The organism is Corallincola spongiicola (assembly GCF_004284785.1).
GTDB classification, from domain to species: domain Bacteria; phylum Pseudomonadota; class Gammaproteobacteria; order Enterobacterales; family Neiellaceae; genus Corallincola; species Corallincola holothuriorum.
In genome coordinates this window covers 399,010-411,414 of sequence record NZ_SHLY01000001.1, presented here as the reverse complement: position 1 = coordinate 411,414, position 12,405 = coordinate 399,010, and the positions used below count along the sequence as shown (strand labels likewise).

11 protein-coding genes are annotated in these 12,405 nt (G+C 49.5%); 6 read left to right on the top strand and 5 right to left on the bottom strand.

The window, feature by feature from the left end; all coding sequences use genetic code 11:
• Nucleotides 1-15: 15 nt before the first annotated feature.
• Complete coding sequence (gene ggt / locus EXY25_RS01775; protein WP_246019475.1) at nucleotides 16-1,761, bottom strand: gamma-glutamyltransferase; 1,746 nt, start codon at nucleotides 1,759-1,761, stop codon at nucleotides 16-18.
• A 262-nt stretch (nucleotides 1,762-2,023) separates the two neighbouring features.
• On the opposite strand from ggt, the gene EXY25_RS01770 reads away from it, so the two are divergent.
• Complete coding sequence (locus EXY25_RS01770; protein ID WP_130565511.1) at nucleotides 2,024-2,278, top strand: hypothetical protein; 255 nt, start codon at nucleotides 2,024-2,026, stop codon at nucleotides 2,276-2,278.
• A 33-nt stretch (nucleotides 2,279-2,311) separates the two neighbouring features.
• Here EXY25_RS01770 and EXY25_RS01765 read toward each other — a convergent pair whose 3' ends face one another.
• A complete protein-coding gene (locus EXY25_RS01765; protein ID WP_246019474.1) occupies nucleotides 2,312-3,178 on the bottom strand; it encodes a class I SAM-dependent methyltransferase in 867 nt (288 codons plus the stop codon).
• Nucleotides 3,179-3,318: 140 nt separating this feature from the next.
• Between EXY25_RS01765 and EXY25_RS01760 the strand changes: the two genes are divergently transcribed.
• Nucleotides 3,319-3,669 (top strand): hypothetical protein, encoded by a 351-nt coding sequence (locus EXY25_RS01760; RefSeq protein ID WP_130565509.1) that lies wholly within the window; start codon nucleotides 3,319-3,321, stop codon nucleotides 3,667-3,669.
• 58 nt (nucleotides 3,670-3,727) lie between these two features.
• Nucleotides 3,728-4,645: a TIGR01777 family oxidoreductase gene (locus EXY25_RS01755; protein WP_342771973.1), complete on the top strand. Its 918-nt coding sequence runs from the start codon at nucleotides 3,728-3,730 to the stop codon at nucleotides 4,643-4,645.
• Between the two features lie 5 nt (nucleotides 4,646-4,650).
• Here the strand turns inward: EXY25_RS01755 and EXY25_RS01750 are convergent, their stop codons facing one another.
• Together EXY25_RS01750 and EXY25_RS01745 are read right to left on the bottom strand one after the other, a co-directional pair.
• A complete protein-coding gene (locus tag EXY25_RS01750) occupies nucleotides 4,651-7,140 on the bottom strand; it encodes an ABC transporter permease (RefSeq protein ID WP_130565507.1) in 2,490 nt (829 codons plus the stop codon).
• Entirely contained in the window at nucleotides 7,137-7,829 is a 693-nt protein-coding gene (locus EXY25_RS01745; RefSeq protein WP_130565506.1) for an ABC transporter ATP-binding protein, read from the bottom strand. Before EXY25_RS01745 ends, EXY25_RS01750 begins: the two co-directional genes overlap by 4 nt.
• Here EXY25_RS01745 and EXY25_RS01740 point away from each other — a divergent pair.
• Both EXY25_RS01740 and EXY25_RS01735 read left to right on the top strand, forming a co-directional pair.
• The gene (locus tag EXY25_RS01740; protein ID WP_114336763.1) at nucleotides 7,804-8,439 is read left to right on the top strand and encodes an arylesterase; all 636 of its coding nucleotides are present in this window, start codon (nucleotides 7,804-7,806) and stop codon (nucleotides 8,437-8,439) included. The two genes, EXY25_RS01745 and EXY25_RS01740, sit on opposite strands and share 26 nt — an antisense overlap.
• 28 nt (nucleotides 8,440-8,467) lie before the next feature.
• Complete coding sequence (locus tag EXY25_RS01735) at nucleotides 8,468-8,746, top strand: hypothetical protein (RefSeq protein WP_130565505.1); 279 nt, start codon at nucleotides 8,468-8,470, stop codon at nucleotides 8,744-8,746.
• Between the two features lie 115 nt (nucleotides 8,747-8,861).
• On the opposite strand, the gene EXY25_RS01730 is transcribed toward EXY25_RS01735, so the two are convergent.
• On the bottom strand, nucleotides 8,862-10,220 hold the full coding sequence (locus tag EXY25_RS01730) for a class II 3-deoxy-7-phosphoheptulonate synthase (RefSeq protein ID WP_114336765.1): 1,359 nt from the start codon (nucleotides 10,218-10,220) through the stop codon (nucleotides 8,862-8,864).
• Between the two features lie 384 nt (nucleotides 10,221-10,604).
• On the opposite strand from EXY25_RS01730, the gene EXY25_RS01725 reads away from it, so the two are divergent.
• The gene (locus EXY25_RS01725; RefSeq protein WP_114336868.1) at nucleotides 10,605-12,398 is read left to right on the top strand and encodes a DEAD/DEAH box helicase; all 1,794 of its coding nucleotides are present in this window, start codon (nucleotides 10,605-10,607) and stop codon (nucleotides 12,396-12,398) included.
• Nucleotides 12,399-12,405 lie beyond the last annotated feature (7 nt).

Genomic DNA, 12,405 nt, shown 5'->3' with positions numbered 1-12,405 from the left:
TTGCTGACTCAGGCACTATTCTGCCAACGCTAACCCTTCCCGCCGCGGGTCCGCTGCTGCGTCAATAAAGGTGTCTCCTACCTCAATAGCATGGATACCACTATTAAGATCAATCAGTCTCACTCTATGTCCTCTCACCTCTAAGGCTTTTTTTAGTAGAGCAATTTCAGTACCCTTTTCCAGCGCAGTGTAATCGTTTCTGTTAGTGACGCGCGGGAAGTCAATCGCTTGCTGTAAAGCCATGTCCCAATCAATACGCGCCAATAGGCTCCAGGCAACGTAGTCAATAATCCGACTTCCGCCCGGTGAGCCGATAACCAACCAGAGGCGGCCATCCGGTCTAAACACCATCGTCGGTGCCATTGAGCTTCTTGGCCTTTTACCTGGTTCAATACGATTAGCCACCGGCAATGCGCCACGTGTAGGTTGCAGCGAAAAGTCGGTTAACTGGTTATTAAGTAAAAAGCCTGCGACCATCAGTGAAGAGCCAAAACCCATTTCAATACTCGTCGTCATCGATACTGCATTACCACGCTTATCAACGATAGAAAGGTGACTAGTACTCTCAAATTCGGGACTTGCATCCAAAGCTCTCAGGTAGTCGACCGGCTGCCCGGCTTCAACCACCCCGTCATCGCGGCCTGTAATTAAGCCTTGGCGCAATTTGATATACCTATCATCCAGCATCTCAGAAACCGGTACAGCGACGAAATCGCTATCAGCCATATAAATATTGCGATCTGCAAATGCTAACTTAGATGCTTGAGTAAACAGATGAACAGCATCAGCAGAAGTCGGCTTTAGGGCCTGTAAATCGCTTCCTTCTAACAGTTTAAGTAACTGTAGAACCGCCACGCCACCGGAGCTCGGTGGTGCCATGCCGCAAACTTTATAGCCTCGATACAGACCACAGATAGGTGTTCGTTCCAGCGCGGTATAATGATTTAAATCCTTTTCGCTCAGTAACCCTGGGTTAACCTTGGCATTGTTTACCACATAGGCGATGCGGCGAGCCAGCTCACCTTGGTAAAATGCTTTCGGCCCAAACTCGGCAATCGCCGTCAACGTATCTGCCAGCGGCTGATTAACCAATAAGCTACCCTCAGCTATCGGTTTACCATCAGGGAAAAAATAGGCCTTGTTCGATTCAAACAATCCCATGCCAGGATTAATATTGGCTGCCACCAATTTAGCTAATCTGGGAGAGACAATGAAGCCCTCTTTTGCTTGCTTGATTGCGGGCTCGAACAACACTTTCCACGGCAACACGCCATGCTTGTCATGAGCCATTTTCAGCATGGCGACCACACCAGGGACACCAACCGAGCGCCCGCCCACCAAGGCATCCTTCCACGCCATTGGCTTACCATCTGGCAGTAGAAACATATCAGGCGTCGCTGCTTGCGGGGCGCTTTCCCGACCATCTAGGCTGGTCAAGGCACCTTCTTTAGCATCGTAGTGCAGCATGAATGCGCCACCACCAATGCCGGATGATTGCGGCTCAACTAGGGTCAATACCATCTGCGCTGCAATAGCTGCATCCACGGCACTGCCGCCCGCTTTTAGCATAGCCATCGCTGCTTCACTGGCGTGCTTATTCGCCGTGGCAACCGCAACGCTACTGCCGCGCGCTGTTGTTTTCGCACTTAATCCTAACGCTTTTTCCGGCTCTAGCTGCTCCTGTGACTCCAGCGGGGTGGCCAATAATCCCAACGGAAAAAGAAGCACGACCAACAGCCACCAGCGATTTATCCCACCCACGTTATCTCTCCCTATGATGCACAGCGCCTGAACAGTTAAGACTAAAAAATACTACAATCACTCAGTTTAACAGACTCACTTCTCAGATCCGTGGCGCTTTCAACATGTTAGAAATAAATAGATACTATTTTGTTAATAAACACTTTAATTTTCACTGGCTTGCTGGCATTCAAGGCTTGTATGCTGCTATAAAGATCAATAACAGTTGGATTGACTAGATGGGCAAAATTAAACCCTGCCCCCCTAATTAAGGAGTTAACAAATGAGTGGCAATATGATGATTGTTGTTTTGGTGGCGATTGTGTTCGCTTACTTGGCCTTAACACAGTTCAGCGCCAGAGGCCGCCGTCATAATGCGTTAAAGCAGCGGGTGGATATGCTTGAAACCCAACTGGCAATCTATAAGCAATATGTGAATAAAGAAACACTTGAAGCAATAAACCAGCGCCTACAAGTCGTTGAAAAAATTGTCACCGACGATAGCTATGATTTAAAGAAAGAGATTAACGATCTGTGATAGCTAACAGGAGAGCCTGTTAGCTATCTGCTATTAGCTACCATACCTGTAATGTAAAACCTTGAGCGCCTTTTCAGGAAAACGATCAGCAAAGGCTGCTGGGTTAGGCAAACGCTGCACAAAGCTCAAGTCAGGCGCACCTTTTTCAACCATCGCGGTTAGATATTCACTGTCTTTTTCTGGCGCATTTAAACAGAGTAATATATCTGCTCCCTCTTCTGCCAAGGAACTGAGCCGCCTAATTACTTTCGGATAATGTTTATCCAAAGTGAAACTACTGCCTTGGAAAGAGGGTGGATCAACGATAATCAAACCATAGGGTCCGAAACGTTTTAGCTTTCCCCAACTATTAAAAAGGTCGTGTCCGAGGAACCTTGCTCCATGCAGATCATTTTTTACATGATTTTGCTTGCCGACGCTCAGTGAACCTTTGCTCATATCCAAGTTCACCACACTGTCTGCACCACCCGCTAGTGCAGCAACAGAAAAGCCACAGGTATAGCTGAATAGATTGAGAACAGAACGCGCTTTGGCATGTTCCAACACCCACTTCCGCCCTTCCGCCATATCTAAAAATAAGCCATGATTTTGATGGTTAAGCAGATTGACCTTGTATTGCAGGTCATGTTCGGTGACCCATAAAGGCTGTGAAACCTCACCATGCAGGCACTCTACTGGCGCACCTTTTAAATAGCGACGTTGGCAAAGGACAGCTTGGATAGGCATCTGCCATTGCCGAAACTGATCCGCTACCGCATCAACAAGCGTATTCACATCATCGTCACTCACTTCACTATAAAAGGTGAACAACAGATGGCTTGCATACCAGTCGATAGCAATCGACTCTGCACCACCGGTTAGCTGGCCTCGACCATGTAATAATCGTTCAGCATTTTCCACAGATTTAGGCTTTAAAAGTGAATATAGGATATTTTTTGTACAATCCATGCTAATATTGTCACCAATTCGTCATCAAAATGTTGTAAACTTACAGAATTAGATGACATTGCATCGCATTCATGGGTTTTAAGGAGGTCAAAATGTTGACCTTAGTATTGAGCGCTATTTTTATTGCTACCATTCACGGCTATCAAAGGCTAAAAAGCGTAGACCGCACCTTTGCAGACCGTCTAATTAAGTCGATGATCCTATGTGTTATAGCCACCGCACTGGCGATGTTTAGCGACACAATGACCACAGAAACAATGGCTAGCAAAAGCTTACAGGCAGGCGCTCGTATGGTTGCCGTCGGTATTGCCATGGCGGCTGTCAGCCGTGCTTTGCTAGTCATACTGCAATTTGCCAATCATCGTCGCGAAAGAGGCTCTTACGAGCTCAACTCTTCATCCAATGATAATTCGGAGGATGACCTACTGCCCTGCCGAGGATAGTGTATAGTTTATCGGGTTTCGTTTGTGACACAATCCGTTATCACTTTGCACAGCATAGGTGACCTCATTGAACATATTGATCACTGGCGGCACAGGCTTCATTGGCAGCGCACTCACCAAGCACCTTAAAAACCAGCATAAGGTGACAGTGTTAAGCCGCCACCCCTCATCAGCACAAAAACAGCTTGGCTTCGACGTCAAGATCATCCCCAGCCTTAATGAACTTAATGATCTTGACCCATTTGATGCTGTGATCAACCTTGCCGGCGAACCAATAGCCAACAAGCGCTGGAGTAAAAGTCAGAAGTCTAGAATTACTGGCAGTCGTTGGCACATTACCAGTACGCTCGTGCAGCTCATGCACACTAGCAACAACCCACCATCCATTTTCCTGAGCGGCTCCGCGATAGGGATCTATGGGCGTCAAGGCAACGAGGCTATTGATGAATCGTTTACAGATCATCATGACGAATTTTCCCACCAGATCTGCCAACGGTGGGAAGAGTTAGCGGAAGGTAAGCCAGACAATGTCCGCCTCTGTATATTGCGAACGGGGATCGTACTTGGCACCAAAGGCGGTGCCCTGAAACGTATGCTACCGCCATTTCGATTTGGGCTCGGCGGGCCGCTTGCCACCGGCGAACAGTACATGTCGTGGATCCACATTAACGACATGGTTAAAGCCATAATATTCTTACTTGATCACCCAACAGCAAACGGCGTTTTTAATCTAACCGCCCCCTCTCCCTGCACTAACCAGGAGTTTACCGATGCGCTAGGTAAACAGCTGGAACGTCCAGCGGAATTCAGATTACCACGCTTTTTACTGCGCCTATTGTTTGGCGAAATGGCCGATTTATTGATTTACGGCCAACGGGTCGTACCATCACGACTACACGAGCATGGCTTTCATTTCTGTCATAGCCGATTAGATGAGGCATTGGCGAGCCTACTGGCTCGCCCTAAAACAAAGTAGTGTTGTCAGTGCGTTGCCACGCGCGATTTTGACGCCCGTAGCAACCTACTGGTTAGCCAAAACGCCAGTGGTAATGTCGCCAACATGCCGACAACAGGTCCCAGCAACCACAACTGCCCATGCCAGCGGGGAGATTGTTCGAATATCCATAAGGCCTGCGCACCTAACAGCGCCTCTGCGATCACCGACGCAATCACACCAGCCAATATGCCAACCAAAACAAACTCCGCCATCAACAGACGTTTTAAGGCACTATCACTGGCACCAAGTATGCGATAAATATGCAGTTCACGGTGGCGGCGGACAAAACTCCCCATCACCAACGAAGCCGTCACCAGTAACGCTGTTATTAACACCAACACCACTAGCACGGTCACCACTTGCACGATCTGCACTAGATAGCCGGCAAATTTCGCTAATATTTGCTCAATATCAATCAAGCTCACAGCGGGATATTGCCGCATATTGGTATACAACCAATCCCTACTCTCATACGGCAAGTAGAAGCTGGTAATATAAGTATGTGCATAAGCATCCAAACTACTTTTTGGGAAGATCACAAAAAAGTTCGGACGCATCGATTTCCAGTCTAATGAACGTATGCTAGTGATCGGTAGAGATATCTCGCCACCGGTAACAACAAAAGTAAGCCGATCACCCAATTCAAGTTCGAGCCGCTTAGCCATACCCTCTTCAACAGATAAACCTTCGCCGTTGACGGTTTTCTGCCAGTCACCCGCTTCGATTACATTATCTTCAGGTAATGTATCAGTCCAGGTCAGGTTCAACTCTCTATTGATCCCTCGACGTCGTCCTTGCTGCTCTTTTATGGCGACTTTGCCATCACGATCATCGACCACCTTTTCACCATTAATGCTAGTTAAGCGGCCACGAATAATGGGATAAAAACCGCTTAAGCGTCCTTTCTGGTTGGTGATCTGCTGCGCCAGCACAGTGCGCTCATCTGGGTTTACATTAACCAAAAAGAAATTAGCCGTTTGCTCTGGTACCAGGCGTTGCCATTCATCAATAAGATCTGAACGCACAAATACCATCGCCAAAGTCAGTGCAATGGCAAGAGTTAAGCCGACCATCTGGATCGTCACTCGAACCCGTTGCCGCACCAATAGCAACATTGCCAAGTGCAATGTTTTCATCTGCGCCGGTACACGAATTCGTTCGACCAATAGCAGAACACCACTGCTCAACAGCGTTAAAACGATGATTAACCCAAGCATAAGTAGCAGATTTAACCAACCACTCACTAATCCGGTTAACAGTACAAAACCGACCCCGAGTAACACACCGCCTTTCACAGCTGGCGCCTTGGGGGCGCGCTCCGCAGATTCCAGTAGTTGACGTGGTCCAACACGGAACAGGTAAGCCAGCAGAGGTGCCAACAAGCAAACGCAAGCCACAACCCCACTGAGCGCAGCCAACAAGTATGGCCGCACGCCGATGGATTGTTCGGCTAACAGCGGCGCAAAAGAGGCCATCTGCTGAGCAGCCATATAATCAAGACCACTACCAACCAATAACCCAAACGCAACCCCTGCAAATACAGTGATACCTAAGTGCAGGCCAAACTGCGCCAATAACAAACGTTGAGAAGCACCCAATATCCGCAGTACACCGATCCGCCGAGTTAATGGGCCGGCATAGGACTGTAACGAAGACCACATCGCGATCAGGGTCAGCGCTAATGCTGACACCATGGCCAAAAATAGCACCTGTTGTGCCCGTTGATAGGCATCCCCCAAATTGGATTCGCTATCAACTAACGAGGTCAGGGTGTGGCGCTCTTTTTTGTTCTGCTTGAGCCACCGGTACCAGTCATCAACGCGCTGTGAATCGCCACTAAATAGATAACGGTAATTAACGCGGCTACCCGGCCTTATAACACCGCTTCTTGCAACATCGTCGAGGTGGATTAAGCTCGGAGGCGACGAGCTAAACACCCCAAAAGCAACATCCGGTTGCTCCAGCAAGTAGTGGCTGAAAGTCAATTCAGTATCGCCAACTTCAACACGCTCTCCCACAGCAACTGACAGCTGTAGCGCCAGCGTTTCACTCAACCAAACCGTGCCTTGCTCGGGGCCATGCGTCACCCAGTAGCCTTCGCTGCCAATGGTATCGCTGATGCGGAGTTCACCCCGGAGTGGGTAACCATGAGCTACCGCTTTCACTGATGACAACTGCAAGCGGTCTCCAGCGAACATCATGGTAGAAAAACGCAACATCTGGGTACTGTTCAGCCCCCTTAAGTGGGCATCATCTAACCATGACTGGTCAACCGGTTGCGGTGCAGAGAGGACAATATCGGCGGCTAAGAAACCAGAAGTGGAACGTTGTAAAAACACCTCGATACGCTGGCTGAGAGCCAAGAACCAGAACAGGATTGCCACCGCCGCGGCTAGGGATATCCACCAAAGATAGAGCGACGCACCTCTGCGCTCCCCTTTAAGCATATTTAAGCTGTTTGCCAGCAAACTCATTGCTTCACGACCTCCAATTGGCCATTGGTGAGCCTAAGTACCCGCTGACACTTTGCTGCTAACGCCTCATCGTGGGTCACAAGCAAAAGTGTGGTTCCTTGCGCTTCATTTAGCTCAAACAGCAACTCACTGATGTGCTCACCGTTGGCACGATCCAGATTACCTGTCGGCTCATCTGCAAGCAGAATGTTAGGTTGATGGACAAATGCGCGAGCGATCGCCAGACGCTGTTGCTCACCGCCCGACATCTGTTGTGGATAGTGGCGCGCCCTTTGCGCAAGGCCAACCTTCTCCAACATCCCTTCAGCCTCACCTTTGGCGAGTATCTTTCCGCACAGCTGCGAGGGCACCGTCAGGTTCTCAACCGCCGTTAACTCGGGGATAAGCAAAAATGATTGGAAAACAAAACCAATATGCTCAGCACGCATTGCTGCTAAAGCTGATTCGGAGATATTAGTGATGCTCTGCCCCGCCACCGACACTTCTCCTGCCGAAACGCGCTCGAGCCCGGCGGCTAAAGAGAGTAATGAACTCTTACCCGCGCCAGACGGCCCGATAATGGCGACCGTTTCACCCTGCTTGACTTGTAACGACACACCATCGAGGATGGAGAGGCTGCCTTCAGGGCCGTCAACTGTATAACTGACTTGTTGGAATTCAATCATGTTTAACGCTGTTTCGTCTCGCATTAGCGCTTTTTTCCTCATACTTATTTTTGCTTTGCCTGCCTATACGTATGCCCAAGAGAAATCGACCATTATTGTTCTGGGTGACAGTCTCAGCGCGGCCTATGGCATGTCGATTGAACAGGGTTGGGTACACTTATTGAGTGACCGGTTAATTGCCGAAGGTAACAAAACTAGCGTGGTCAACGCCAGCATCACCGGCGATACCAGCGACGGCGGATTACGCCGGCTGCCAGATCTCCTTACCAAGCACCAGCCAGATGTTGTCATCATAGAGCTGGGCGGAAACGATGGCTTACGTGGGTTTGATCTGCAACATACAGAACAACAGCTAGCACAATTGATTACCGCATCGAAAGCCGCAGGGGCAACCCCGCTGTTAGTTGAGATCCTACTGCCACCAAACTATGGAAAGCGCTACACAGCGGCGTTTCAAGCGATCTACCATCGCTTGGCCGAAACACATCAAATTACACTTGTTCCCAGCTTTTTACCTGCTGTCGCAGAAAACCCAGCGCTGATGCAAGCCGATGGTATTCATCCGGCAGCAGACGCGCAACCAATCATTGCCACCCACATGCTACCCTTTATCAAGCAGGTGATCGCCAAGTAGAAATGACAAATTCAAGGAGGATCTGTTTATGTCTGGTTACAAAAAAACACTCTCCCCGTATCAAAAGCGAAAATACAAAATGGCTTTAATTGGCGCAGTTGTCGCCTTTCTGGCATTTATTATCGCACTTCAGGGAATTGCCACACTAGGCGCTGGCTTCGTTTCGCTATATGGCATATTGATGTGTCTCTACAATCTTTTACTCGGAAAATTCAACTACGACGAGGTCGATTCAGACATCGACAATAGCCACGAAAGTGCCGCAAAGACTGTAACTAATGCATCTAATAAAGATAGACAACGCTAACCCCGCGAGCACATCGCACTCGTTAACAACCTATATTTCAGGCAAAAAAAAAGGAGCCAATGGCTCCTTTTTTTATTGCTGCAACGAAATGCAGAACTAACCGGGTCAGCGGATCCTACTTAATCGCAGCACGTGCCGCTTTTACATGATCGGCGATCATAAACGCCAACTCTAACGCCTGATCAGCATTCAAACGCGGATCGCAGTAGGTGTGATAACGCTCAGCCAAGTCATGGTCGGTTATCTGGAATGCACCGCCGGTACACTCTGTCACGTTACGGCCGGTCATTTCGAAATGCACACCGCCCGCCACAGAGCCTTCAGCACCATGGATCTCGAAGAAGCTTTGCACCTCTTTCAACACATCCTCAACCCGACGCGTCTTATAACCGGTAGACGACTTAATGGTGTTGCCATGCATAGGATCACAGCTCCACACCACGTTCTTCCCTTCCCGTTGCACGGCACGAATTAACTCCGGCAAATGAGCACCAACGTTGTCCGCACCCATGCGTACGATAAGGTTCAAGCGCCCCTCTTCGTTATTCGGGTTAATAATATCGATGTTGCGCAATAGATCTTCGATCTTAGTGCTGGGTCCAGCTTTTAGACCGATCGGGTTATTAATACCGCGACAAAATTCCAAATGAGCCCCATCAGGCTGACGGGTACGATCGCCAACCCAGAGCATATGTGCTGCACAGTCGTACCATTCCCCGGTCAAATGATCTTTGCGGGTCAATGCCTGCTCATAAGGCAATAACAGCGCCTCATGAGAGGTATATAGAGTGGTCTCATGCAACTGCGGCGTGGTGTTGCCATTGATGCCACAGGCAGCCATAAATTCGAGGGATTCGTCAATGCGATCTGCCAGATGCTTGTAGCGATCTCCCAGCGGGCTCTTTTCGATAAAGTCGAGATTCCAGCGCTGTACCTGATGCAGATCTGCCAAGCCCCCTTGGGCAAAAGCACGTAACAGATTCAAAGTTGAAGTCGATTGCTGGTACGCCTTCAACATACGCTCAGGATCGGGCACCCGTGATGCGCTAGTGAACGCAATATCATTGATGATATCGCCACGATACGACGGTAATGTCACACCATCAATGGTTTCACTGTCCGCTGAACGCGGCTTAGCAAACTGTCCAGCGATCCGTCCGATCTTAACTACGGGGCTTTTCGCACTGAATGTCAGCACCACAGCCATCTGCAGTAACACTTTAAACGTATCGCGAATATGACTGGTTCTAAACTCAGCAAAACTTTCAGCGCAATCGCCACCCTGCAGTAAAAAGGCTTCACCACGGCCAACACGGGCGAGGTCTGCTTTTAAAGCGCGCGCTTCACCAGCAAACACCAACGGTGGTTGGTCAGCCAATTCCTTCTCAACACGTGCCAACGCTTCAGTATCAGGATACTGAGGCAACTGCTGCACTGGCTTATCGCGCCAGCTGCTAGGGGTCCACTGAGTCATCTCTTTGTCCGCTTACATTATTTGAGGCACGCATTATAGAGACTGTTGCCCCTGCAGAACAGCAGAACCACTAAGGAAAGTCTGGATTTAGCCTGTTTCACCATTAGCTCTCTTAAACTGTTTAGTCCAAATGTAAGGATTGGTTATTTTTTAATCGCTATTGCATAATTTTGTGATCCATGTATCATGCCGCCTCCTTACCAAGAGTGGTTAATTCTGTTCTTTGGTGTGTTTGAGGTCGTAGCGCCTGTTTTCGCCGCGTGAGTTCATGGCGAAACTACAATTCTTCAGGGCTGTCACCTCGTATTAGTGATTCGCATGCGCCGTGCTCGATGATGTTTCGAGATGAACGCCGCGCCGCTTGCCCAATATGAAGAATGTGAAATGTCAGAAGTTGAAACTCTTGACAGCGGCTTCGCTGTACTCAATCTCCCAGAAAACTTGTCTAGTGCGTTAGACAGCCTTGGATTCAAAACACCTACTCCGATCCAGCTTGAAGCTATCCCGCACCTCCTCGAAGGTCGCGATCTGCTGGGCGAAGCACAAACCGGTACCGGTAAAACCGCTGCGTTCGGTTTACCCGCACTTGCTTTAATCGACCCTAGCGTACGTAAAACCCAATTAATGGTCTTAGCACCAACTCGCGAACTGGCTATTCAGGTAGCTGAAGCGATTGAAAGCTTCGCCAAGCATATGCGTGGCCTTCGTGTTGCGACTGTTTATGGTGGCCAATCATACGGTCCTCAGTTAGCTGAACTGGAGCGTGGCCCACAGGTTATCGTTGCTACCCCTGGTCGTTTGATGGATCACATCCGTCGCGGTCGTATCAAATTTGATGATCTGAAAACACTTGTTCTCGACGAAGCTGATGAGATGCTCAACATGGGCTTCCTGGAAGACGTAGAGTGGATCATGAGCCACGTGCCAGAAACTACGCAGATGGCGTTGTTCTCTGCCACCATGCCCCCAGCGATCCGCAAGATCACTGAACGCTTCCTGAAAAACCCAGCCCACGTCAAAATTGCCGTGAGCGAAACCAAGAAAGCGAACATTCGCCAGCGCGCCTGGGAAGTTCGTGGTATCAACAAACTGACCGCACTAGAGCGTTTAGTTGAAACAGTCGAATACGACGCCATGTTGGTGTTCGTTCGAACTCGTAACGATACCGTAGAGTTGGCTGAGCGTTTGGAATCACAAGGTTTCAAAGCATCTGCACTTAATGGTGATATGAACCAGCAGATGCGTGAGCGTACAGTTAACCAACTGAAAGAAGGCAAGATCAATATCTTGGTAGCAACTGACGTTGTTGCACGCGGCCTTGATGTACCCCGTATCTCACACGTATTGAACTTCGATCTGCCTGACGATCACGAATCTTATGTTCACCGTATCGGTCGTACTGGCCGTGCTGGTCGCAGTGGCGAAGCCTTATTGTTTGTTCGCCCTCGCGAGCGTTACCTGCTGCGCCACTATATGCGTGCAACCGGTGGTGACATCGAAAGCATGGAGCTGCCAAGCCCAGTAGAACTAGGCGCACATCGCCAAGAGAAGTGTCGCGAAGAGCTGACCAAGCTAGTCGACAATCCAAACCTGGAAGCGATGCGCGAAATGATCAACGCCATGGCCGAGCAATCTGAAACTTCTGTTTTAGATCTTGCCGCAGCGTTGCTCTACAAGTATCAGCAGAAGCGTCCACTGCAACCTAAGCCTGATCCAGAGCGCCCGCAACGTGATACTCGTGGTCGTAATGATCGCTTTGACCGTAACGACCGTGGTGGTCAGCGGAATGGCCGTGGCCGTAACGAACGCGGTGGCCAGCGCTTTGATCGCAATGACCGCGGTGGTGATCGTCCACCTCGCGCTCGTCAAGGCCAAGGTCGTCGTAACGACATCGATTGGAAAACCTATCGCTTAGCCGTTGGTCGTGACCATGGTGTACAGGTGAAAGATATCGTCGGCGCTATTGCCAACGAAGCTTCTATCGACAGTGGTAACATTGGCGCTATCCGTTTGTTTGATGGACACAGCACTGTACAACTGCCAAGTGGCATGCCAGCGGAAGTGTTCAGTCAGTTGTCGAATGCACGGGTACGCAATAAGCCGATGGGTATTAGCGCTGACACAGGTGGCGCACCACGTCCGCGTCCACGCAATCAAGAGTCTCGCGCTGACGCATAACCGCTAG